The sequence below is a fragment of the Mesorhizobium sp. SARCC-RB16n genome (genome assembly GCF_008520305.1).
GTDB lineage: Bacteria > Pseudomonadota > Alphaproteobacteria > Rhizobiales > Rhizobiaceae > Mesorhizobium.
Map to the genome: position 1 here is coordinate 258,053 of NZ_ML703258.1, position 22,726 is coordinate 280,778.

Sequence of the window (22,726 nt, forward strand, 5' to 3'; positions counted from 1 at the left end):
GGGCCTTCTCAGATTCGTCAGCCGAAGCAATTCCTCCTCCTCGTCGAAATCGTCCGCATGCCGCATCAGATCGGCGAGCTCTCCCGGCTCGGGTGGGAACAGTGCAGCCAGGCGGTCATCGGAGTTGTAGTGGTCGACGAGTGCGGCGCGCCTTTCGTGCAGGACCACCGCATGGGCCGCAACTTCCTGGCCTTCTCCGAGACGCCAACAACGCCGTGCTCGCCGCCGTCGGCTACAATCTCAGCCTCCTGCTCACTTTCGCTCTTCTTCAGTTCCGACTAACAAAAAGCGCTGACAAGGCCCAGCGCTTTTTGTCTGGGCAGGGAAGCCTCAGTTGGCAGTGCAGAAATGCTGTTCGCCGTCATAGCCCGTGAATGTGCCGGTGCGGGCGTCAAAGCTGCGATAACGGTCCGAACAATAGGCATACCATTCGCGCGTCCACGGTGCGGCACAACGGTGGGCGTAGAGCACCTGCGGCTGCGCGTAGTAGCGGCGAACCGGTGCCGGGCGCACCCGTAGTACGTCGCGATGATAGTAATCGCCATCGTAGTAATCGCGCGGCGGCGGCCGGTCATTGGTCAACCCGCCAACGATCAGCGCGCCGGCGGCAAGGCCGAGCACGCCGGCGGCAACCGCGTCGCCGCTGTCGTCATCGCCGTGAAGACGCCAATCACCCGCATTGGCAGCGGGCAAAGTCGCGAGCGCAGTGGCGACCACGGCGGCGGACAGAACGGCCGTCTTGAAAATTCGCTTCATGTCGATCTCCTTCGTGCCGGCCCTTTGAATTTCGGGAGTGCGTCCGGCGATACCGTGAACAAGCAAGCGGCGTACCTACTTGAAATTTCTGATTTTGCTCGTCTCTGACCGTAGGCATTGTCAACTTGCCGACCTTTTGGGTCCCGATCCGACAAACGACCCACTCCAAATGCGCCACAGCAAACAGTCTAGTCAGGGCATGTCAGCGGTTCCTGGCTGCCATTGGCGCCCTGGGCGTCTCCCAAAGGCTTTTAGGACACAGGCCAAGACACCTATGCCGGCGACCTAACAACTCCGGCAGTGGCCACGATGACCACGGTCCAATTAGGCGCCGTCACCAGCCCTGACGGAACTCTTGGTAATGGTGACAAGGGTGTGCGCCGACGTGACGGCTCCGCCTCGCATGGGGATTGGGACGTCCGCACCCGGGAAAGCCAGTACCCATGCATTGAGCAGGATCACCGACGGATCAGGTGCCGCATCAGCTCCATTTTCGGCCTCAAGGCGAAGGCGACCGCCGATATAGCGCGACAAAAGGCATGACCATCGGGCGAAATCCCTGGGATATGCCTCCCAAAGCTGCAAATGTAACGCAAAAATAGTTCGGCAGATCGCTCGCAGCTGATAGCCCTGGGTAACAAAAAAAGGACCCCTGAACAATGGACCAATGCATAGTTTCGACCATGAGGTGCATTGCACCGGCCACGACACTTTGAATTCCCAGGATGGAGAGCGGGGCGATGTTCCAAGGGTTCGGGACGACTATGATCGAACTCGCGAATCGGTTTAGAAACCGTTTTGAAAATCGGCTTGCTGAGAGACGTAAGGGGGGGCTGAACAAGTCCTTCGCGCTAGGCCCATTCATACCATCCGGTCGGTGCCGTGGAGCCCCGGTTGGTTTATCGGTCCGGCGCCTCAATGGCCGCGCTGCGCACCATTTCAGCTGCACGCCATTTTCATCGCTGTTTGCATTCGTGGGGGCCATGGCGTGTCGCCGCCCAGCGTCGGGGCGGCTTCTGTAAATGTATGGAGCGGAACCAATGGCGAAAGTTTGCTGGGTAACCGGTGGGGCCGGTTTTATTGGCTGTGCGATTTCAGCTGGCCTTGCAGATCATTTCCACCGTGTTGTCGCGATCGATAACCTTCATCCGCAGATCCATGCTGGGCGCAGAAGGCCCGGTGCCCTCGACCAACGCGTAGATCTTGTCGTCGCTGATGTGACAGAGCCAGACATCTGGCCAGAATTGCTAAGGAATGGCGGACCGGATGTCGTGGTTCATTTGGCGGCGGAAACCGGCACGGGACAGTCACTGACAGAGGCGTCTCGTCATGCCATAGTCAACGTTGTCGGAACCACGCGGATGCTTGACGCTTTTGCCAGCGCGCAGCATGTCCCAAGGCGCTTTGTGTTAACCTCAAGCCGTGCGGTGTATGGCGAAGGCGCCTGGAAGAGCGAGGCGACAGGTGAGGTAGTCTACCCAGGACAGCGGTCAAAAGAGCAACTTGCGCAGGCCCGGTGGGACTTTCCGGGACTGGCCCCATTGCCAATGCACGCTGCGGCCACCATTCCGCACCCCACCAGCATCTATGGAGCCACGAAACTTACCCAGGAGCAGGTTTTATGCGCTTGGGCGCTCTCGGTCGGCTCTGCAACAAATGTATTGCGCCTTCAGAATGTCTACGGTCCAGGTCAGTCGCTTACAAACTCATATACCGGCATAGTCTCGCTGTTTGCAAGACTTGCCAAAGAGGGCAAAAGCATCCCCGTCTACGAAGATGGCGACATTGCCAGAGACTTTGTGTTCATTGACGACATAGCTGCAGCGATCGTTCGGGCAACCGAACTGGACTTGCCGTCAGCAGCGCTTGATGTCGGAACCGGCCAAGGCACGACCATCCATGACCTCGCAAAGGCCATAGCCAAATTCTATGGGGCGCCCGACCCAGAGATCAATGGCTTTTATCGAAATGGGGATGTCCGGCACGCCGTGGCGGATATCAGCCGGACACAACAGGCGCTCGGGTGGTCTCCGCAGTATGATATCGCACAAGGGGTCGCTCGCCTGTCGCGCTGGATCGACGGCGAATTAGGCTGATATGAGAGCCGCCTGACGTGTCAGATTTGCACGACAACACAGCCCTCTTTGATCACCGGCTGGATTTCTTGGACGCCTTGAGAGGCTTTGCCTCGGTGTGGGTGGTCATGGTTCACGTTGCGATGCTGCCATCCCCGCGGCTTCAACTGCCACCGTTCATCAATGTAATCGTGACGAACGGCGTTATGGGAGTGGAATTGTTCTTTGTTGTTAGCACGTTTTCGCTGTGTCTAAGCATGATAGGTCACGGTGAGGAAAGGCGACCCGTTCTCGGCTTCGCACTTCGACGAATTTTCCGGATAGCGCCGTTGTTTTATGTGATGATAGCGGTAGCGTTCATACGCAATTTTAGCGGGACGGTCATCGACACGACAACTGTACTGCTCAATTTTTCGTTCTTGTTCAACCTCGTTCCCGGTTACCAGCCTTCCATCGTTCCGGCCGGATGGACAGTAGGGGTTGAAACGTTATTTTATGTCATTTTTCCGTTAGTCTACAGATGCGTAGATGGTATGTTATCTTCGGTTGTCATGTTGCTTTTGTCGTTGGCAGTGTCAAGCATCTTCTTCCACATTATAGGAATGCTCGTCTCGAACCCGGGGACGTATCATCTGTTCTCAATATTCTATCGCGCTCCGATTTTCATGTTTGGCTTCATAGCTTTTTACGCATTGTCTATCCTCAAAGCGCGCGACGACGCGAGATTGATTGGCTGCGTCCTTCTCGCAATTGTCCCGGTACTGTTCTTCGCCATCAATGCCGGCAAGACGTCGTTCATTGAGAACTACTACTGGGAGGGAGCGATGTTCGCTGCTTTAACTGTTGGGCTCGCCTTGGTTCGGGTCAAAGCGATCGTGAACGACATTTCCACATTTCTCGGACGAATTAGCTATTCGATCTACCTCGTTCACACGCCGATCATTGTCATGCTCATTCCATCGATGCGGTTAGTCCAAACTCACGTTCCCAATCTTATAGTGGCGTACCTGATCTGCCTCGGCGCGACACTGGCGCTGGTGGTACCGACAGCAACTTTGTCTTACCGCCTGGTGGAGCGCCCGGCCAATCGGTGGGGAAAGCGGTGGGCTTCTCGGATTGCCGATCGCCCTCCCCCCGCGAAGCTGGTGTCCGCCACATGACACTGGCAGCGGCGTCGACAGCATAAAAATTAAGAGCCCTTCGGAATGAACATCATGACAAGACGATTCGCTGATCGAGACGCTCTAGAAGACATCCTGGAGGCTATCAAGAAATATCACCTGGCTGCCACTTTCGGATGGCAAGACGTTGCCCAGCGCTATCGGCGTTCACGTGTTGGGGCCTTTTGGCTCACTATCAACATGGGTGTTTTAATCGGAGCTCTGGGGCTTGTTTTTGGAAACTTGTTCCACTCTCCAATGCAGGAATTCCTTCCTTTTATCTGCGTTGGGATGGTTGTCTGGGGTCTAATTTCGTCTTGCGTTGTCGAAGGCTGCACAAGCTTGATCAGCGCAGATGTCATTATCCTTCAAGTTAGAATGCCGATATTTACGCATATTTTGCGGGCGCTCTGGCGAAATATAATTATATTCTGCCACAACCTGGTAATATATCCGTTTGTTCTGCTTGCCTTCCTAATTCCCTTGCCGTCCACGGCTGCTCTCGCGATCCCGGGTCTATTGGTCGTTCTTTTGAATTTGGCCTGGATGATGCTTGTGCTGGGAATCGCATGTGCGCGGTTCCGAGACCTGACACAGCTAGTGCAGAACCTTTTGCAGGTGACGTTCTATGTGACACCAGTCATGTGGCAGCCAAGGAGCCTGCCAAACGGGGCCTCACCCTACTTGTTGGATTTTAACCCCTTCTATCATCTGGTCACGCTTCTACGGACGCCACTGCTAGGGGGAATTCCTACCCTGACGACATGGAAATATGCGATTGCAATGCTCATCCTGGGATGGATTTTCGCGCTCTGGCTTTTCGACCGCTACCGTCGCCGCATCGCGTACTGGCTGTAAACTATGTCGCATATCCACCTCAGGGACGTTGCGGTCGAATTTCCAATTTACAACGCCGCAAGCCGATCCATTAAAAACCGTGTCCTAAATGTGGCCACGGGCGGCGCGATACAGAGACGCTTCGATGGCCATGTGGTGGTTAAGGGGCTCGACAATATCAACCTCGACCTTGAAGACGGAGATCGCGTTGGACTGATTGGACACAACGGCTCCGGCAAGACGACATTGCTTCGCGTGCTCTCTGGGATCTATGCTCCCACCCATGGGGTTGCCGATATCCAAGGGGATAGTGTTTCACTCATCAATATCGGCCTTGGCATCGATCCGGAAGCAACCGGTCGGGAAAACATTCGACTGCGCGCAGCTATGATGGGAATGGCCCCCCACGAGTTGCACGCGCGTTTTGATGAGATCGCTGAGTTCTCCGGCCTAGGCGATTTCTTGGAAATGCCCTTCCGAACTTACTCGTCCGGGATGCAACTAAGGCTGGCTTTCGCAACATCCACGTCCATCAGACCGGCTATCCTTATTATGGATGAGTGGCTCTCGACAGGCGACGAGGATTTCAAAGAGCGCGCGAACAAGCGTCTTCATGACGTCGTGACGTCTACCGACATTCTTGTCCTCGCCAGCCACTCCAAAGAGCTTCTGCTGCAGAATTGCAACCGCATCGTGTGGCTAGAGCACGGTAAGATTCGGATGGATGGGTCCGCATCGGCGGTCGCGGCGCAGTACTTTGGCAACTGACGATAAACTCTTGCAGGTGGGTGCCCAATTGAAACGCTGCGTCATTGCTTTTTACTATGAACCTGCCGGACACGTAGAGGATTACTACTTTTTCCTCCTTGATTCGCTACGGCCATTTTCTGATCGGATTGTTGTAGTCTCAAACGGCGCTCTCAACGAAGCGTCGAAGAAACGTCTTGCCGCTTCCGTCGATGCTGTCATCGAGCGGGAGAACGAGGGTTTCGACGCCTGGGCGTACAAAACGGCGATCGAGCAGATCGGGTGGAAGAGCCTTTCGGAATTCGACGAGCTCGTTCTCCTCAATCATACGTTCTTTGGACCGATATTTCCTTTTTCGGAGATGTTCGCCGAGATGGAGAGCCGAACCTGCGATTTTTGGGGCATCTCCGCTCACAAGGCGATGCGGCCGCATCCGTTTGATTCGACCCAAGCAGAGCTTCCATTTCACCTAAATTCGCATTTTATTGCGGTACGCAGTCCGCTGCTGGAGTCCACGGAATTCGCCGAGTATTGGGATAAGATACCACCAATCAAGTCATATATGGATTCAGTCGGCAAGCATGAGGCCGTTTTTTCGAGGCGTTTCCAGGACCTTGGCTATGTATGCTCTGTCTATGTCGATCCGGCCGACTACAAGACACCGTACCCAGTTTTCATGGAGGTGGATCGCACAATAGAGCAGCGGAGTCCGATCCTTAAGAAGCGCCTTTTTTTCCACGATACGCTTTTTTTGGAACGCGGCGCGATCAACCTGCCGCGCGCCCTTGAGTTGATCAAAAAGCACTCGGATTATGACTTGGATCTCATCTGGCGCTCAGTCGGTCGGTTGTCGAAACCGCGCACGCTCAACAATAACGCAGCACTGATGTCAGTACTTCCAGAACAGGGTCTACCGACATGTTCAAAACAGCCGGCATTGCGGATAGGGGTCTTTGCTCACATCTTCTACCCCGAAATGACGGAGGAACTCATTCGCTATGTGGATAACATCCCTCCTGGCTATGATTTATTCATAACAACAGATTCGATAGAAAAGAAAGCTCTCATATTGCCAATGGCGGCTGCTGCATGCGGCGCAAAGAACGTAGACGTTCTCGTCGTTGATTCTAATAAGGGACGCGACGTATCGGCGCTACTAATAGGTTGTAGAGACCTCTTGTTAGACAACAAGTACGACTTGGTTTGCCGCCTACATTCGAAACAGTCCCCTCAAGATGGCGCGAAAGGCGATCAATTCAAGCATCATATGTTCGACAACCTACTTTACACCCCTGGCTATGTTCTGAATCTCATCAGCCTCTTCGCCGAATGCCCGTCGTTGGGATTGGTCCTGCCGGCGATGATACATGTCGGCTATCCTACAATGGGCCAGTCGTGGTTTGGAAACAGATCCAGGGTTGAAAAGTTGGCCAGGGAACTCGGGCTCAACGTCCAGTTGGACGATAATACTCCGGTGGCACCTTATGGAGGGATGTACTGGTTCCGGCCGATGGCGCTTAGGAAGCTGTTCGCCAAGGAATGGAGCTGGCGTGATTTTGCTGACGTGGATTATGGAGATGGGAGCCTTCCGCATGCCATCGAAAGGCTAATCGCTTACGTCGCGCTCGATGCTGGCTATGTGTTCCGGCATATTCTAACTCCGCAACACGCCGCACGAAACTACACGATGCTTGAGGCGAAACTGCAAGCGGCGGCCTCTGGCGCGTTGCCGGCAGACTTCGCAGGCATGGGTGTGAGCCGCTCGTTCCAAAACCTCATAGTATCATTGAAGCGCTCAATCATTTTCCGCTCGCCGCTGGCGTTCCGAATTTTGCGGCCCCCGTACCGCCTTATGGTCTCTTTGCTCGGTCGTTTACAATAGCGTCGTCAAGACGTGGAGGATCGCGTCCTTTGGCAACATCGCTGCCCGCGGTCATCGGGATTTTCGATCTGCTCAACGCGGCCAGGTCCTCGGCGACCCGATCCGCAATGGCTCGGCTACTATTGACCCGTGCCTGACACATTTGGGGCGTATGGTCTTCAAGTCGTCCGCATCCAATGAGGCAAAACGGACGCTTGAAAGTCAACTCAGGTGCTTTCGCCCGAACGGGAGGGGGGCATCATGGCTTTCTCGAAATTCGCCAGTATGTTCACGTCTGAAGACCTGAACCTTCTGCAGAAGGTATTCGACCAGCTATGCCAAAAGCGTCGTCTGGCTCTTAAAGACAGAGACCAAAGAGAGCGGCTTGCTTCAGAGGTCATGCAAGCCTTTGAGGCCGGCTTCACCGACGAAACAGAGTTGTGGCAAGCGCTTTCGAAGCGCCGCACAGCCCAAGGGTGAAACTTAGGCGTTGTGCTTTTTATAGGGGCCGCACACCAAACTTGTCAGTGGCGCCAGCGGCCATGGCCGGGGTCATGCGCAGCGATGCATGAGTGCGTACGAATTGTAGTTACATGAAGTGCAGCGCCACCGCGTTGGCGTGGGATTCGACCTTTTTAGGAGAGCCATTTGGTCAGGCGAGCAAAGCGGCGCATAAGGTTTGGCAACTTGGAAGTGCTTCGATTCTGCCTCAGCTAAGCAGATCTCTCGGCGGCTTGTTTCGAGATGAGCACGCTCGGCGTCGATTTTCTGGGGGATCGTGATTGCGCCGCACGACCGCATCTTCGAGAAAACCGTGTCCAACATGCAGGAAGTGGCGGCGCGTGAAGACGATGGAGACGATCGTGCTTCCGGATGTGCTGGCAATCATCTCGCCGATCATCTACGTGCTGCCGATCCAGATGCTGGCCTATTTCGCCGCCGTGTTCACGGGCACCGACGTCGACCAACCGCGCAATCTGGCGAAATCGGTGACGGTGGAGTAGGCTGCAAGCTGGATCGAAAAGCTCCTTAGGCCTTAGCGCAAGTCCGGTAAAACATTATGCATCGCTAATGCTTTTATGGTCCTGCCCTGAAGATCGGCGGCAAAACGTTCGCTTGTCGTCGCTCATCGCAAGTCCGGACCGCACTACGACAAAAACCGAGAAAACGAATTTACGAACGACTGCAAACACGCAATCTTCTTTCTCTATAGAGTTTGTATAATTACCTAGCCTGGTCCTGTCTTCGCGAACGCAGTCTGCGTTCCAAAGGAGAAGGATCATGACCACCCCAGCAATCGTCGGATTTTCCGGCAGCTATAACGCTCCCTCCCGCACGCGCATTCTGGTCGAAGAAATCGTCAGGCGAGCGGCGCGACGATATGACAAGACCTCCGAAGTCCTGGACATCGGCCAGTTTATTCCCCAGCTGGGCGCCGCGGTCCGTCTTTCCGATCTCAATCAAACCGCAAGGAGGCTCGTTGAGCGCCTGCTTCAAGCCGAGGCATTGGTTGTCGCCAGTCCGGTCTACAAAGGCAGCTACACCGGGCTCTTCAAGCACCTGATCGATTTGTTGGAACCCACTGCGTTCAGTGGCAAGCCAGTCCTGCTCGCCGCGACCGGCGGTGGCGATCGCCACGCGCTGGTGATCGAGCATCAGTTGCGACCGCTCTTCGGTTTCTTCGAGGCGCGAACGCTTGCGACCGGGATCTATGCCTCGGAACGGGATTTTGCCGATCCGACATCCATTTCCCCTGCCCTGGCAGAGCGACTCGACCGAGCGATAGGACAGTTCGCGCCCTATCTCGGACCGCGGATTCCACGCGAATTGTCCGTGCAGGCCAGTGTGCTCAGAGCGAACGGTGTAACGAGCCAAGCGCATGGGCGCACCTTGAGCCGAGTTCCTCTAGCCAGCTTGGAGTGAGGGCTGGTTCACGCCCCTCTTCGAACATTGGAAAGCCCCGAATTCCCGTCCAGCAACTCACTTAAGCACGGAGACTATCATGACAAAGCCAGTTCTCGTTGACGCTTCAATCACGCAAGCCGACGTCGCCCCGCTCACGGTGCGTGTTGGCGCGGAAATTCGCAACGTCCGCCTCTCCGGCGATCTGCCACACGCGGTCGTGGCCGGCATCAACGACCTCCTGCTGCGCCACAAGGTGGTGTTCTTCCGCGACCAGGGCCACCTCGACGATGCCGAGCAGCAGCGCTTTGCGCGCCTGCTCGGTGACCTGGTGCCACATCCGACTCAGGGTCCGGTCGCCGGGACGGCCTCGATCCTCGAACTCGATTCGAGCCGTGGCGGCGGGCGAGCCGATCAGTGGCACACCGACGTCACCTTCGTCGACGCCTACCCAAAGTTCTCGGTTCTGCGCGGCGTCGTCATTCCGCCGGTGGGTGGCGACACGATCTGGGCCAACACCACTGCCGCCTATGAGAGCCTGCCGACGGCGTTAAAACTTCTCGCCGACAATCTTTGGGCGGTGCACTCCAACGCATACGACTATGCCGCAGCTCGACCGCGAGCGACTGATGCGGAGAAAAAGCATTTTGACGAGGTGTTCACCTCGACGGTCTACGAAACCGAGCACCCGGTCGTGCGGGTTCATCCCGAAACTGGCGAACGCACGCTGCTTCTCGGCAATTTCGTGCAGCGCTTTGTCGGCCTTTCGAAGAACGATTCTCAAAAACTTTACGAGGTTTTCCAATCCTACGTGACCGCACCGGAAAACACCGTCCGCTGGCGTTGGCGGGCCGGAGATGTGGCGATCTGGGATAACCGAGCCACCCAGCACTATGCTGTCAATGACTATGGCGACGGCCACCGGGTCGTCCGCCGCGCCACCGTGGATGGCGACGTGCCCGTTGGCATTGACGGGCGTCGTAGCGCCACCCGCACCAAGGTAGCCAAACCGGCGACGGCGAAAGCCGCCTGAATCCAGCCCATTTCCCTCCAGTCAGCCATATCCCTCGAGTCAGCAATAAGAGGAACGAGATGTCCAGAAAGATCAGACTTGGCGCATTCCTGCCCGGCGGCGGACAGCATATCGCCGCGTGGCGCCATCCCCACGCGCCGGCCGACGGAGCGACCAATTTCGAGTTCCACAAGCAACTCGCGTTGACCGCCGAGCGCGGCCTGTTCGACGCCTATTTCCTCGCCGACAATCTGACCGTCGGCCTCGGCGCCCGCGAAGGCGGCAACGCCAAGATCGCCGGTTTCGAGCCGGTGACGCTGTTTGCCGCGCTGGCACCGCTGACCACGTATCTCGGCTTCATCGCCACGGCGTCCACCACCTATGAAGAGCCCTATACCCTCGCCCGCAAATTCGCCTCGCTCGACCTAATTTCGAACGGCCGGGCCGGCTGGAACGTCGTGACCTCGGCCGGCGACGAGACCGCCCAGAATTTCAATCGCGACCTCCAGCCCAACCACGCCGACCGCTATGCACGGGCGCACGAGCATGTCGAGACCGTCAAGGCGCTGTGGGACAGCTGGGAGGATGACGCCTTCATCCGCGACAAGCAGTCGGGCCGCTTCTACGACAAGGACAAGCTGCACGACATCGATCACAAGGGCGCGCATTTTAGCGTCAAGGGTCCGCTCAACGTGCCGCGCCCGGTGCAGGGCCACCCGGTGGTGGTGCAGGCCGGACAATCCGAGGACGGCCGCGGGCTTGCCGCGCATTCGGCCGAGGTGATCTTCACCGCCCATCAGAAGCTTGACACGGCGCAGGAATTCTACCGCGACATCAAGGCGCGCGTGGCGGAAGCCGGCCGCGATCCCGGTCAGGTGCTGATCATGCCGGGCGTAGCGCCCTTCGTCGGTCGCACCAAGGAAGAGGCACAGGCCAAGTACCAGCAGCTCAACGATTTGATCCTGCCCGAGGATGGCGTCGCCCTGCTCAACGGGCTCGCCGGCCAGACGCTCGACATCAGAGGCTATCCGCTCGACGGGCCGCTGCCGCCGAGTAAGGAGACCGAGGGCATGAAGAGCCGTCAAGCACTGATCCGCCAGATCGCCGACGAGCACAATTTTACGATCCGCCAGCTTTACCAATGGGTGGCGACGGCGCGCGGCCACTACACCATCGTCGGCACCGCCACTCAGGTCGCCGACAAGCTGGAGGAATGGTTCGCCAGCGAGGCCGCAGACGGCTTCAACATCCTGCCGCCATGGCTGCCCGGCGGGCTCGACGATTTCGTCGACCTAGTGATCCCCGAACTGCAGCGGCGCGGCCTGTTCCGCACGGTTTACGAAGGCCGGACCTTGCGCGAAAACCTCGGCCTCAGGCGGCCGGTGAACCCGTGGACCGCAGCCCGGGCCGTCCGTGCGACCGTGCTCGCCGCCGAGTGATCCTTGAAACGAAAGGCATTGCCATGACTTTGCAGCACATGGAGCGGCCGGTTGGCATCGGCACGCATGAGGGCACGGAGAGGGTTGGTGCGGGAGGGCTTGGCATGGACTTCCAGCGGCTCACTGTCCGGACCACGGTACGCATCATCTCGCGCTATGGCGTGCTTCTTGGCTTCCTGGCGCTGTGGCAGGCGGCGGCGAGCAGCGGTTGGGTGAATGCCGCCGTGCTGCCGCCGGTCGACATGATCGTCGCGGCACTCTGGAAAGGTCTCGCCGGCGGCAGTTTGCTCGGCGACATCGCCATAAGCCTTCAGCGCGCGGGCCTCGCCTTCGCTGCGGCGGTCATAGTCGCCATTCCGCTCGGGCTGATGATTGGCCAGGTCCGCGCCGTCGAAACGGCGCTCGATCCGATCCTGCAGCTGTTCCGCCAGACCTCGGCGCTGGCGCTCTACCCGGTGTTCATCCTGCTTATGGGTCTGGGCGAGGCCTCCAAGGTATTCGTCATCTTCTGGGCGACGCTGTTTCCGCTGCTGCTCAACACGATCAGCGGCGTCAAGGAGGTCGATCCGAAGCTGCTGGAGATGGCGCGTGTCTATGGCGCGCGCCGGCTGACGGTGTTTCGCCGCGTCGTGCTGCCGGGCGCGGTCCCTTCGATCTTCGTCGGCCTAAGGTTAGGGGCCACCACGGCGCTGTTGCTCTTGATCGCTTCGGAGATGATCGGCGCCAACAAGGGCATCGGCTTCCAGGTGATGAACGCGCAGTACAATTTCCAGATCCCGCTGATGTTCGCGGCGATCGTCATTCTGGCGGCGCTCGGCCTGATCGCCAACCAGGTGCTGGTCAGCCTACAGCGGCGGCTCTGCCGCTGGAATGATCCCGCCAGCTAAACAGCCTTCCGTTCACCTCATTTCAAACAATGAAAGACCCGGATCATGACCATCACCCGCCGTACGCTTCTTCTTCGCGCCCCGCTCGCCGCCGGCATCATCGCTGCCGGACTGCCATCGATTGCGCGGTCGCAAGCCGCTTCCGTCAAAATCCGCTATCTCGCCAGCCGCGGCGGCATCTCCCCGCACGAGCTTGCCGACGAACTTGGTTACTTCAAAGGCCTCGGCATCGAGCTCGAGAATGTCGGCTATGTCGGCGGCGGGCCTGAGTCGCTGTTTGCGCTCGCCTCCGGCAGCGTCGACCTCGGTTCAGCCGCGACACCCGCGGTGATCAACTCGATTGCCGGCGGCAACGACTTTGCCGCCGCCTATCCGAGCAACGGCATCAACAAGGACGTAAAAAGCGTCTTCTATGTGCTCGACGACAGCCCGATCAAATCGATCGCCGACATCGCCGGCAAGACGATCTCGGTCAACACGCTGGGCGCCCACCTCGACTATACGGTGCGCGAGGCGCTGCACAGCGTCGGGCTTCCGCCGGATGCGGCCAAGCTGGTCGTGGTGCCGGGACCGCAGCTCGAACAGACCTTGCGCTCCAACCAGGTTGACATTGCCGGGCTCGGGTACTGGCAGGCGACCTTTGCCGGCTCGCTGGTTGCCAATGGTGGTGTGCGCGGCGTTTTCAACGACACAGATGTGCTGGGTGAAATCGCCGGCGGCTTCGTTGTGCTGCGGCGCGACTTCATCGCCGCCAACCCGGACGCCGCCCGCAATTTCGTCCAACAATCGGCGCGTGCGTCGGACTGGTCGCGGCAGAATCCCGACGAAGCGCGCAAGCTGCTTGCCGATATCCTCAACAGGCGCGGCGAGAATGGCGATCTGGCGCGCTACTGGACGGGCTTCGGCCTCCGCGGAAAGGCTGCCGTAACCGACCGCGACGTCGACTTCTGGGTGAGAATTTTGGAGCGCGACGGCCGTTTGCAAAAGGGCAGGCTCAAGGCCGCCGATATTCTGTATCGGCCCAGCGAAACCAAGAGCTGAGGGCCGAGATGAGCGTGACCAGCATCACTCGTGGCGGAGAGGTCTCGATCCGTGACCTCTCCAAATCCTTCAGCCTTGGCGGGCGCCAGCTTGCTGTGCTGAGGACGCTCAACCTCGACATCCGCCCCGGCGAATGCCTGGTCATCGTTGGCGCCAGCGGATCGGGCAAGACGACGCTGCTGCGTATCCTGGCCGGGCTGGAGGCCGCCGACGGCGGCACTGTTTCGATCGACGGCAGAAAGGTCGAGGGCGTCGGCACAGAGCGGGCGGTGATCTTTCAGGAACCGCGCCTGCTGCCCTGGCTTAGCGTGCTCGGCAATGTCGCCTTCGGCCTCGAAGTGCGCGGCGTGCCGAAGCAAGAAGCCGAGAAACGGGCGCGCTTCAACATCGCTCTGGTCGGCCTTGCCGAATTCGCCGACGCCTGGCCGCGGCAGCTTTCGGGCGGCATGGCGCAGCGCGTCGGCATCGCCCGCGCCCTGACGGTGCAGCCCGAGATCCTGCTGCTCGACGAGCCGCTCGGGGCTCTCGACGCCATGACCAAGATTTCCATGCAGGAGGAACTGGCGCGCATCTGGAGTGAGGACAACGTCACCATGGTGATGGTCACCCATGATCTGGAAGAGGCTATCTATCTTGCGAATCGGGTTCTGGTTCTGCCGAAGGAAAAGAACGGCGCCGTCCGGCTGGTAGACATTGACCTGCCCCGCCCTCGTGACCGCAGCGAAAGCCGCTTCGTGCGCTATCGCGAGCAGCTTCTGCGCGAGTTCGGTCTGACTTGAAATGCGAGAAGAGAATGTTGGACTTGGCGGCCCGTGCTTTTGGGGTCAGGACAAGAGCTGTTCAAAATCTTGCGCTAAGGACGAACGGATCGGCGGAGCGGATGAAAGAACACGGCTTCAAGGAAACGAAGGCCAGCATTGCCAACAAACTGGCGGGGCACGCATCCCACGGCATTTTTTCTTGCCGCCCTAGCTGCAATCGGATGTAAGACGGTTAGACTAGAGGATATCTAGCGGCTTTTTTACATTCGGGGGACGTGGTGCGGGTATGGTTACGCCGGATAACTGCTTTGGTGCTGTTTTGGAGCTATGTTTGGCTCGTCGCGCTAAGTGTTGGACCCCTATTCCATCCCCTTGTTCAAGAACATGGCCAAGGGAATGCCCAATACGATCAAGCCAACGGCGGAAGCGACCTTAAGGAGCCACTCGGCGAAACCTTCTGGGTACGGTTGACGACTGACCCGGTTGCCTTCTTTACGGCAGTCCTTGCCGCATTCACCATTGTTCTTGGTGGATCCACTATTCTTCTCTGGTGGGAAACTAGAAAAGGAGGCGAGATAAACCGCCGGCTGGCCGCCGCCTCCGAATTGAGCGCAAGGGCGGCGATAGGCATTGAACTGCCTATAATCCGCGCATACCTCCCGAATTTGAACGCGGTCGATGGTCCAGTTCCCCCGATTGGCCCTGTGGCTTCCATAACTCTGACCCTCAGCCCATCGGCCTTTTGCTATGTCCCGGAGGTTAAGTTCCAGAACTTCGGCAGGACTAATGCTTTTCTCGATAGCCTTAGGATCGGATGGGAGGTTTGCCGCAATTTGCCCAGTGAGCCGCTTTATAGGTTCACAATTGTGCCGCGAGGCTTGCCAATCTGTTTGCCGGGAGAGCCCGAGGAATCGGTAGACACCCCCACGCACACGATTGTTCTGACCAATGATCAAATCGACGCGATTGACGCTAGGGAGGTGTTCCTGTGGTTCTTCGCCGAATACCGCTACGCTGACTTTTTGGGCAACAACCACGCCGCTAGATTCTGCTGGCAATGGGCGTGTCCAGATGGCGTTGGCGATCATTATCTCGCTGCCGTAGGCAACCCTCCCAAAGGGTACACCCGTCACACATAGAAGCCACACGACTAGAGCAACGGTCCTCATGCCAGCACCCCGCCAGCATGTGGGTCTAGCCCGCTCGCCGCGCTCGTGGCGTTTGTGCCATAATACCGGAACGGATCATGAACTCTATGCTGCTCGACGGATTGGAATCAGAAGTCTTAGCGACCGGAATCCTTCAGCCATTTGATGTTCCGCGTCCAAAGTGTAGATGCCGGTCAGGTTGATGTGCTCCCAACTCAACGGCGAGATGTGCTTCAGCAGATGATCCGGAATCTCTCGAGGTGCACTGCGCAAATGGGCAACCGCCCGGTCTATGTAAACGTATTCCAATGGATGATCGCGCTGACGACGAGGTTCAAGCCTGATGCGCTGAACGCCTGGCTTTCGAACGACCGGTCGCGGATTTCGCCTCGCTCATGGAAGAACACGGCACGCTTGAGCTTGTGTGCCGCCTCGCCTTTGTTGAGACCGGCTGGGCAGCGCCGGCGCAATGCCGGACTTGAGAAATCGATCATGAATAGGGACCGCTCGATGCGACCGAGTTCCCGCAGCGCCCTGGCGAGTTGGCTCTCCTTTGGCGATGCCGAGAGCTTCTTCAGGACGGTCGACGGCACGACGGATGGTATCGTGATCGATACTGCCAGGTGAAGCGCTGACGGCCTGATAGTTTGCCCAGTCGGTCATGAAGTTGTGGTTCATCGTGACGTCTTTCATGGTGCCGCTAGCGGCCTCGATCACCGATTTGAGGTTTCAAGCACGTGGCGGGTCTGAGCACCCGCATCGCCTACATGCACGACATTGTTGTCTTTGTCGAAGGGCAGCGTGCCCGACACATAGACCACCCCATCGGCAAGAGTACCTGGGGAATATGGTGCGACAGGTTTGCTGCTGCCGCCGGCAGTACAACAGGCTTTTGGTTCTCCTGTTTCGCAGTTGAAGATTTGGATGAGAGCGGTTTGAGAAATTGGCCACAGCAATCGTAGGGATCGCCTACCGGGTACAGTTCGGCACGAGGTGGCAGGTCGCGCTTCCGGCACTACAGCCCGTCAGGGATGAGGATGACCGAACCATGTGTCCGGCGCGCCTCCATGTCCTCGTGCGCTTTGACCGCATCGCTCAGTTTGTACTTCGAGGCGTTCGGTGCCTTGACGATGCCAGCTTCGATAGCGCTGAAGAGATTCCTGGCAGCCGCCTCATATTCGCTGCGGTCTGCCGTATAGTGCGCGATGGATGGACGGGTAACGAACAGCGACCCCTTTCCACCCAGTGACGCAACGCTAAGGGGATCAACCGGACCAGAGGCCTCGCCGAAGCTGACAAGCGTGCCGCGGGGACGGAGGCAATCTAGGGACTTGGCGAACGTATCGGCGCCGACGGAGTCGTAGACGACGCGCACGCCCTTACCGCCTGTGATCTGCGCGACCCGCGCTTTGAAATCCTCCTTCGCGTAGACGATCGCGTAATCGCACCCATTCGCGCGTGCGATCTCGGCCTTATCTTCCGAACCGACGGTGCCGATCACGGTTGCGCCGATATGCTTCAGCCACTGGCAAGCAATCGAGCCAACCCCGCCTGCCGCCGCGTGGAACAGCACTATGTCGCCTTTCGCCACAGACACACAGCGATGGATCAGATACTCGACAGTCAGCCCCTTCAAGACCAGCGCCGCAACCACGGTGCTATCCAAACCGTCGGGCACCGCTAGGGCGCGAGCGGCGGGCAAATTGCGGAAAGTAGCATAGGCGCCGGGTGGGCCGCCGACATAGGCGACACGCTGGCCCACGGCCAGGCCCGCGACGCCCTCGCCCAAAGCTGTGATTACGCCGACGCCTTCGATCCCAAGGCCGCTTGGCAGCGTCAGCGGCGCGGCGTAGACACCCCGGCGGTGGTAGATGTCTATATAGTTCACGCCGATAGCCAAATGACGGATCTGGATCTCTCCGTCTAAGGGATCGGTGAGCGCGTGCCGCTGCCGGCTCAACACATCAGGCGCGCCAAATTGAGAGAAACGAAAGGCTTCGGTTTCGAGGGTCACGTCAATTCGACCGGCTACGGAAGATTTCGACGACCGCGGCGGCGAGCGCCGCGTTATCGCTGGCGATCGTCCCATTCGGGAGATCCTTTCCATCTTCAAAACCGACGCGAGTGGAATAGCCCCGTTCGCGCGCCAATTCGACGAATGGCCAGACGGTCTTGTCGAAACCACGCAGAAGAATCGGGCGCCTGATCTCGGCGCGCCTGAGCGCACCAACAATGCCCTCCTGAACATCGCGTGCAAGCCGCAGATCCTGTTCGTGATCAAGCTCGATCCGCACACGGAAAACATGATCATGATCTTCGACGCCGATGTAGCGTTCCGCGTCGGGTACCGATGCCAACCCAACCTCAATGCCGACGCCCCTCTGGCGCAGCAACTGCATGACGGCAGGCGCATCGTTTTTAGCCAGATTCACGGAGGCATAATCCGGCACCTCAGGCCAATGGCGTATTGCATCTCGCGTTCGATCCTCATCACCCTCTATCCAGGCTCCGGTGGACACGCCAACAACGGTTCCGGGGCAGGCGCGGCGGATCGCGCGGATCGTGTCATCGACGGCGGCGAGGCTCTCCTTCTCGTCTGCTCCACGCGGATGAACGTGGAGCTCCGCGGCGCCGGCGGCGACGGCCGCATCGCGCGCCATGGCATCTATGGTAAGGGGTAGGAGTGGATGGAAAATCTTCGGCCGCCCGCCGTTGATGCAAGCTTGAACGATCATGTTGAACAGACCTCTGCTTTTGTAGGAATTGTTATCTCAACCTCGTCGCCGATCGTTGCGACGGGTCAAAGTGGAAGAGCGCGATCTCATCATATTTTTTTCGACCAGAAACCGACAGGACAAGGACCAGCATGCCAATTTCGGAAAATCGGATTTGAATTTTCCCGTCAGATCCTATCTCGTGAGGCGCTGCCATAATCTGACTGGCTTTTTCGGCGCTGTCGATAAACCATTGTGCAATTCTGTTTTGCGAAAATTGAAGGCTGCGTGGATTGGAACGACCTTAAATACGATGCCGATGGCAGCAGCAGGCGCGACCTGATCCACTCAACGCCCGATGACTTGGCCTCCACGCGAATTTTCCTAGGCGGATGCCTTTGGCCGCCTGGCTTGGGCCATGGTCTGGGCAAAGGAGATTACGGTGCTTGGCAGGCACTAGTGGAACCGCGCCACGATCTACCAGCAGCCCGGATAGATGAGGAGCCGTCATCGAGACGACCTGTTGAACGGCCGCATTCATGGCACTGCAGCAGTGAACTCTAAAACCAGCCCCGCCACTTGAACCATGCCAGCGGAATGATGGCGCTGAGCGCGATCATCGCCAGCCCATAGGGATAGCCGAATGCCCAGTCATATTCAGGCATGCCCTTGAAGTTCATGCCATAAATGCCCGCTATCAGCGTCGGTGGAATGCCGACGATCGAGACGATGGTGAGGATCTTGAAGATGTCGTTCTGGGCGATCCCGATCAGGCCGACCATGGCGTCGAGCAAGAACTGAACCTTGTCGGCCAGATGCACCTCGTAGTCGTCCAGGGAGGCCACGTCCTGTTTGAGGCCGTTCATGCGCTGCGCCATCTGTCCGGCGTTCCAGTCCGCGGTCATGCGGGATGCGAAATCGATCGCGCGTCCTAAGGCCAGTAGGACGTCGCGCTTCTCTGAAAGATGGTCTCCTAGCCTACCGACGTGACGTAGTTGGGCGCGAATGACCCGATTGGAGCGGATGGCCTTGCGGCCGCCACTGTCCGGCACGTGGAAGGCGGTCGCAGACAGGGTGCGCAATTCTGTCGCCGACTGTTCGAGGCTGTCGGCAAGGTGGTCAACAATTTCGTCGCAGAGATCAACGAACACCTCCAGACTGGAGCTTGGGCATCCGATGGAATCGGCGAATCGTCCTGCGACCGTATCGAAGGCCGTCGACGCCGCGAAGCGGACAGTAACCAGGCGCTCGCGAGACAGCACGAACCCTACCGGTGCGACCTGCGGTGCGTCACCTTCGACATGCGTGACCATGGGCACGCTCATGGTAAGCACGTCTTCGCGAACCTTGAGCCGGCTCGAACTTTCGATCTCGCTCAGGCTTTCACGGCTCGGCACGGCCACGCCGGTCAGCTTCTGGATCTCGGCGAATTCCGCAGGATCGGGATTGCAAAGATCCAGCCAGATCGCCTGCGCCGCCCCTGGAGCTTTAGTTTGCGGATAGGCGCTGAACATCGCGGGCGCAGCCAAAAATGGGAAAGGTTAGGCGTGCTTAGCACGCGACAGCGGCCTCGGCGAGCACACCCGGCTTCGGCCGACCGCAATTCCACCAAGGCATCCTAGAAACTACTCACGAAGCAGCGGTCCGCCCGTCCTGGCCAATCTCCTTCGCAATTGCGGCTCCGCCGGTATCTTGCGGCACACTGCTTGCCGCTTCCTGATGTTTCGAGCGGGCTTCTTCCAGGTCAAGCTCCTTCTCGGCCTCACGCATGGCGTCGTCGAACTGCCTGCGGAAATCGCCGAGATATCGGTTGACCGTCTTCATTGTTGTGCCAAGCGACCGCATGACATTTGGAAGCTCCCCTGGTCCGAAGACAACCAGCGCCACAACGAAGATGACCACAAGATGGTCCCAGCCAAGTCCGAACATCAGTATCTCCCATGGCGCCTTTGATGACATCCGCGGAAGGCCCGCCTGATCACCTCGATCAAGGCTGCGAAGCGTACTATCATAGCGTCCCGCCCGCACCATTCCAGTATGCGCCGTTGCGATGCCGTTCACAGTTGCTTCAAGTCGGATGTCCGGCACGCCACACAAGAGCACCGGCTGCCTTGTGACGGCTGCCTCTCTGCCGTTCTGGCAATGAAACAGAACCATGTTATGAGTGATTCTACCTACAACACGCGGCGGCATTCCGCCCAAAAGGGAGATCATGTCCAGTATCGATAGCAGTATTTTCGATTTTCTCGGGATATTGGCCGTACTTGCCCTCGTCGCCGCCAATGGTTTCTTTGTAGCAGCCGAATTTTCACTTGTGGCGGTTCGCCGCAGCCGCGTGATCGAACTGGTCAATGCTGGCAGGCTCAACGCAAACGCGCTGAAACACGCAGTCGACAATCTCGACGCCAACCTGGCGGCGACCCAGCTCGGCATCACAATTTCTTCGCTGGCGCTCGGCTGGGTCGGAGAACCAGCGCTCGCCCATCTGATCGAGCCGCTGCTGAACGCATTGCTAGGATCGCTGGCGACATTCGGTTCGCACGCCATAGCGGTCGTCATTTCCTTCATCATCATCACTGCGCTGCACATCGTGCTGGGCGAACTGGCGCCCAAGAGCCTGGCGCTCCAGCGCAGCGAAGGAACCGCACTCTGGGTCGTGCGCCCGCTCGGACTGTTCCTTTTCGTGCTGCGGCCGGCGATCATCGGCCTCAACGGCCTTGGCAATCTCGTGCTGCGCCTGTTCGGGCTGCGGCCGGGAACGGGCGAGGAATCGCTGCATTCGCCCGATGAGCTGAAGCTGCTCGTTGCCGCCAGCCAGGAGGCCGGGCTGCTGCAGCCGGCGCAGCAGGAACTTGTCGAGCGCGTCTTCAACATAGGCGACCGCCGCATCGCCGACATCATGACGCCGCGCCGCGACGTAGACTGGATCGACGCCGATGACAGCATGGAGGAGATGCTTCGCACTATCCGAGACTGCCGCCACGACCAGCTGCTGGTCGGACGCGGCGGCATCGACGAGCCGCTGGGCATGGTCCTGAAGACTGACCTTCTCGACCAGGTGCTGCACGGCAACGCTGTAGATCCGATAGCCGCCATACACGAACCCATGATCGTGCACGAGGGAACCCCGATCTTCCGCGTCCTCGACCAGTTCAAGAGGGCGCCGGTGCGGCTCGCCATCGTCCTCGACGAATATGGCAGCCTAGAAGGCATCGTTACCCAGACCGACCTGCTTGAGGCCATCGCCGGCGACCTGCCGGACACGGAAGGCGAGGACCCCGACATCGTCGAGCGTGAAGACGGCTCGCTGCTGATCGACGGCATGATGCTGGCGCACGATGCCTTCGCACGGCTCGGTTTTCGGCCGGGATCGGCGGATGGCGATTTCCACACCATCGCCGGCTTCGCCCTGTTCCAACTCGGACATCTTCCCGAAGCCGGCGAACATTTTGCCTACCAGGGCTGGCGCTTCGAAATCCTCGACATGGACGGAAGGCGTATCAACAAGCTGCTCGCCCGCCATGAAGGCGCTACATCCACTGCTGCAGCCATTTGAGGCCGAAGGCGCCGGGCGCCAGTATGCCCGTCACCCACAAGATCGCCGAGCTGATGTTGGCGATCTGGAAGACCGGCGCGGAAGCGCGCAACGGACCTGAGAAGCGGCCGACGAACACGCCTGGCCCGCCCCAGCGTTCGAAGAACTTGTGGCCGCGTGGCAAAAGGTCTGGGTAGCGCGTCAGCGGCCAGCAATCCGAAACCCGGTGCCCGAGTCTTGTGCGGGTCCCAAGATCATCCGGCTCTAGATCAGCGCCTTCGCCGCCGGCGAGGGGTCAAATCGTCACTTCGCTTGATAGCCAAACGATCTGTTAGAGCAGCCTATTCAGATTGGCAATTCGGGTTGCCGCTCTGGACCAGCATCACGTTGGCAGCCGCCGCGCTGACCACGTGACCCGGGGCGTCCCTAACTAGGAAGGCCGCGAAAAACATCGGCCGCTCGATGATAGGTGCGAAGATACCCCCAAAAACGAAAGAGACCCTAGAGGTGCCGGCAGCCAACGGGGCCCAGCCGCGAGGCACCACATTTTCACGCAGGAGACGCTTGACGTCAGGCTGTCGTCAGGAAGATCTCCTAATCAGTTTCTGCCGCCGCTGTGCTGCCGCCTAACCCCCGGCCTTTGTGCGGCACGCCCTGCCCGCTTACTCCTCCCTGCGGGCAGGGCGTCATTCAAGAATGGGCGAAAAAGAAGCTCTGAGAGATGAAGGATTGGAGATAGGTTACTTTGCTGAGAATGATTGCGTCGCCGCTTGGCGACCTGTCATTTGCAGCCGAGGCGCTTGCTGACGCTGCTGTCGGACGATTTCGGTCTGCTTTGGGGCGAGCACGGG

The 22,726-nt window shown here is 58.7% G+C and carries 20 protein-coding genes and 3 pseudogenes; 14 read left to right on the forward strand and 9 right to left on the reverse strand.

Annotated features, from left to right (window positions below; genetic code table 11):
* Positions 1-330 precede the first annotated feature (330 nt).
* Positions 331-756 (reverse strand): BA14K family protein, encoded by a 426-nt coding sequence (locus C7I87_RS06600; protein ID WP_149903434.1) that lies wholly within the window; start codon positions 754-756, stop codon positions 331-333.
* A gap of 1,040 nt (positions 757-1,796) precedes the next feature.
* On the opposite strand from C7I87_RS06600, the gene C7I87_RS06605 reads away from it, so the two are divergent.
* The 13 genes and pseudogenes from C7I87_RS06605 to C7I87_RS06665 all read left to right on the forward strand — a co-directional run bounded on the left by C7I87_RS06605 (position 1,797) and on the right by C7I87_RS06665 (position 14,496).
* Positions 1,797-2,852, forward strand: a complete 1,056-nt coding sequence (locus C7I87_RS06605) for an NAD-dependent epimerase/dehydratase family protein (RefSeq protein WP_149903435.1) — start codon at positions 1,797-1,799, stop codon at positions 2,850-2,852.
* A 17-nt stretch (positions 2,853-2,869) separates the two neighbouring features.
* Positions 2,870-3,991 carry an acyltransferase family protein gene (locus tag C7I87_RS06610; protein WP_149903436.1) on the forward strand — a complete coding sequence of 374 codons (1,122 nt, stop codon included), beginning with the start codon at positions 2,870-2,872 and terminating at the stop codon, positions 3,989-3,991.
* Positions 3,992-4,036: 45 nt separating this feature from the next.
* Entirely contained in the window at positions 4,037-4,849 is an 813-nt protein-coding gene (locus C7I87_RS06615; protein ID WP_246696211.1) for an ABC transporter permease, read from the forward strand.
* Positions 4,850-4,852: 3 nt separating this feature from the next.
* The gene (locus C7I87_RS06620; protein ID WP_149903437.1) at positions 4,853-5,596 is read left to right on the forward strand and encodes an ABC transporter ATP-binding protein; all 744 of its coding nucleotides are present in this window, start codon (positions 4,853-4,855) and stop codon (positions 5,594-5,596) included.
* Complete coding sequence (locus C7I87_RS06625; protein ID WP_246696212.1) at positions 5,586-7,457, forward strand: rhamnan synthesis F family protein; 1,872 nt, start codon at positions 5,586-5,588, stop codon at positions 7,455-7,457. Before C7I87_RS06620 ends, C7I87_RS06625 begins: the two co-directional genes overlap by 11 nt.
* A gap of 240 nt (positions 7,458-7,697) precedes the next feature.
* Positions 7,698-7,916: an RNA-binding protein gene (locus C7I87_RS35145; RefSeq protein ID WP_188393759.1), complete on the forward strand. Its 219-nt coding sequence runs from the start codon at positions 7,698-7,700 to the stop codon at positions 7,914-7,916.
* Between the two features lie 295 nt (positions 7,917-8,211).
* Positions 8,212-8,440 (forward strand): annotated as a pseudogene (locus C7I87_RS06635) (glutamine--fructose-6-phosphate aminotransferase); the annotation flags it as partial.
* Between the two features lie 277 nt (positions 8,441-8,717).
* Positions 8,718-9,359 carry an FMN reductase gene (msuE, locus tag C7I87_RS06640; protein ID WP_149903438.1) on the forward strand — a complete coding sequence of 214 codons (642 nt, stop codon included), beginning with the start codon at positions 8,718-8,720 and terminating at the stop codon, positions 9,357-9,359.
* Positions 9,360-9,438: 79 nt separating this feature from the next.
* Positions 9,439-10,371: a TauD/TfdA dioxygenase family protein gene (locus tag C7I87_RS06645; protein WP_149903439.1), complete on the forward strand. Its 933-nt coding sequence runs from the start codon at positions 9,439-9,441 to the stop codon at positions 10,369-10,371.
* A 59-nt stretch (positions 10,372-10,430) separates the two neighbouring features.
* Positions 10,431-11,789: an LLM class flavin-dependent oxidoreductase gene (locus C7I87_RS06650; RefSeq protein WP_149903440.1), complete on the forward strand. Its 1,359-nt coding sequence runs from the start codon at positions 10,431-10,433 to the stop codon at positions 11,787-11,789.
* Positions 11,790-11,812: 23 nt separating this feature from the next.
* Positions 11,813-12,676, forward strand: coding sequence for an ABC transporter permease (locus tag C7I87_RS06655; RefSeq protein ID WP_188393760.1), 864 nt, complete (start codon positions 11,813-11,815; stop codon positions 12,674-12,676).
* A 45-nt stretch (positions 12,677-12,721) separates the two neighbouring features.
* Positions 12,722-13,717, forward strand: coding sequence for an ABC transporter substrate-binding protein (locus C7I87_RS06660; protein WP_149903441.1), 996 nt, complete (start codon positions 12,722-12,724; stop codon positions 13,715-13,717).
* An 8-nt stretch (positions 13,718-13,725) separates the two neighbouring features.
* Positions 13,726-14,496, forward strand: a complete 771-nt coding sequence (locus C7I87_RS06665; protein ID WP_149903442.1) for an ABC transporter ATP-binding protein — start codon at positions 13,726-13,728, stop codon at positions 14,494-14,496.
* 341 nt (positions 14,497-14,837) lie between these two features.
* Here C7I87_RS06665 and C7I87_RS06670 read toward each other — a convergent pair whose 3' ends face one another.
* From C7I87_RS06670 to C7I87_RS06700, 7 genes and pseudogenes are all read right to left on the reverse strand, one after another.
* Complete coding sequence (locus C7I87_RS06670; RefSeq protein ID WP_149903443.1) at positions 14,838-15,566, reverse strand: hypothetical protein; 729 nt, start codon at positions 15,564-15,566, stop codon at positions 14,838-14,840.
* Positions 15,567-15,731: 165 nt separating this feature from the next.
* Positions 15,732-16,255, reverse strand: a pseudogene (locus C7I87_RS35880) (Tn3 family transposase); the annotation flags it as partial.
* Position 16,256: 1 nt separating this feature from the next.
* Positions 16,257-16,546: pseudogene (locus C7I87_RS35885) on the reverse strand (Rid family hydrolase); the annotation flags it as partial.
* A gap of 95 nt (positions 16,547-16,641) precedes the next feature.
* Positions 16,642-17,640, reverse strand: coding sequence for a quinone oxidoreductase family protein (locus C7I87_RS06685; protein WP_149903444.1), 999 nt, complete (start codon positions 17,638-17,640; stop codon positions 16,642-16,644).
* A 1-nt stretch (position 17,641) separates the two neighbouring features.
* Positions 17,642-18,361, reverse strand: coding sequence for a 3-keto-5-aminohexanoate cleavage protein (locus C7I87_RS06690; RefSeq protein WP_149903445.1), 720 nt, complete (start codon positions 18,359-18,361; stop codon positions 17,642-17,644).
* A gap of 539 nt (positions 18,362-18,900) precedes the next feature.
* Positions 18,901-19,854, reverse strand: coding sequence for a magnesium transporter CorA family protein (locus tag C7I87_RS06695; RefSeq protein ID WP_149903446.1), 954 nt, complete (start codon positions 19,852-19,854; stop codon positions 18,901-18,903).
* Between the two features lie 115 nt (positions 19,855-19,969).
* Positions 19,970-20,554: a Sec-independent protein translocase subunit TatA/TatB gene (locus C7I87_RS06700; protein WP_149903447.1), complete on the reverse strand. Its 585-nt coding sequence runs from the start codon at positions 20,552-20,554 to the stop codon at positions 19,970-19,972.
* Here C7I87_RS06700 and C7I87_RS06705 point away from each other — a divergent pair.
* Entirely contained in the window at positions 20,553-21,896 is a 1,344-nt protein-coding gene (locus C7I87_RS06705; protein ID WP_149903448.1) for a hemolysin family protein, read from the forward strand. The two genes, C7I87_RS06700 and C7I87_RS06705, sit on opposite strands and share 2 nt — an antisense overlap.
* Here the strand turns inward: C7I87_RS06705 and C7I87_RS06710 are convergent.
* A complete protein-coding gene (locus tag C7I87_RS06710; RefSeq protein WP_149903449.1) occupies positions 21,871-22,059 on the reverse strand; it encodes a DedA family protein in 189 nt (62 codons plus the stop codon). The genes C7I87_RS06705 and C7I87_RS06710 overlap by 26 nt on opposite strands.
* Positions 22,060-22,726 lie beyond the last annotated feature (667 nt).

Coding starts and splice junctions, on each gene's coding strand:
- C7I87_RS06705 (WP_149903448.1), top strand. CDS start 20,553: ATGTCCAGTATCGATAGCAGTATTTTCGATTTTCTCGGGATATTGGCC.
- C7I87_RS06695 (WP_149903446.1), bottom strand. CDS start 19,854: ATGTTCAGCGCCTATCCGCAAACTAAAGCTCCAGGGGCGGCGCAGGCG.
- C7I87_RS06605 (WP_149903435.1), top strand. CDS start 1,797: ATGGCGAAAGTTTGCTGGGTAACCGGTGGGGCCGGTTTTATTGGCTGT.
- C7I87_RS06670 (WP_149903443.1), bottom strand. CDS start 15,566: ATGATCGCCAACGCCATCTGGACACGCCCATTGCCAGCAGAATCTAGC.
- C7I87_RS06660 (WP_149903441.1), top strand. CDS start 12,722: ATGACCATCACCCGCCGTACGCTTCTTCTTCGCGCCCCGCTCGCCGCC.
- C7I87_RS06665 (WP_149903442.1), top strand. CDS start 13,726: ATGAGCGTGACCAGCATCACTCGTGGCGGAGAGGTCTCGATCCGTGAC.
- C7I87_RS06650 (WP_149903440.1), top strand. CDS start 10,431: ATGTCCAGAAAGATCAGACTTGGCGCATTCCTGCCCGGCGGCGGACAG.
- C7I87_RS06615 (WP_246696211.1), top strand. CDS start 4,037: ATGAACATCATGACAAGACGATTCGCTGATCGAGACGCTCTAGAAGAC.
- C7I87_RS06700 (WP_149903447.1), bottom strand. CDS start 20,554: ATGATCTCCCTTTTGGGCGGAATGCCGCCGCGTGTTGTAGGTAGAATC.
- C7I87_RS35145 (WP_188393759.1), top strand. CDS start 7,698: ATGGCTTTCTCGAAATTCGCCAGTATGTTCACGTCTGAAGACCTGAAC.
- C7I87_RS06620 (WP_149903437.1), top strand. CDS start 4,853: ATGTCGCATATCCACCTCAGGGACGTTGCGGTCGAATTTCCAATTTAC.
- C7I87_RS06600 (WP_149903434.1), bottom strand. CDS start 756: ATGAAGCGAATTTTCAAGACGGCCGTTCTGTCCGCCGCCGTGGTCGCC.
- msuE (WP_149903438.1), top strand. CDS start 8,718: ATGACCACCCCAGCAATCGTCGGATTTTCCGGCAGCTATAACGCTCCC.
- C7I87_RS06690 (WP_149903445.1), bottom strand. CDS start 18,361: ATGATCGTTCAAGCTTGCATCAACGGCGGGCGGCCGAAGATTTTCCAT.
- C7I87_RS06655 (WP_188393760.1), top strand. CDS start 11,813: ATGACTTTGCAGCACATGGAGCGGCCGGTTGGCATCGGCACGCATGAG.
- C7I87_RS06645 (WP_149903439.1), top strand. CDS start 9,439: ATGACAAAGCCAGTTCTCGTTGACGCTTCAATCACGCAAGCCGACGTC.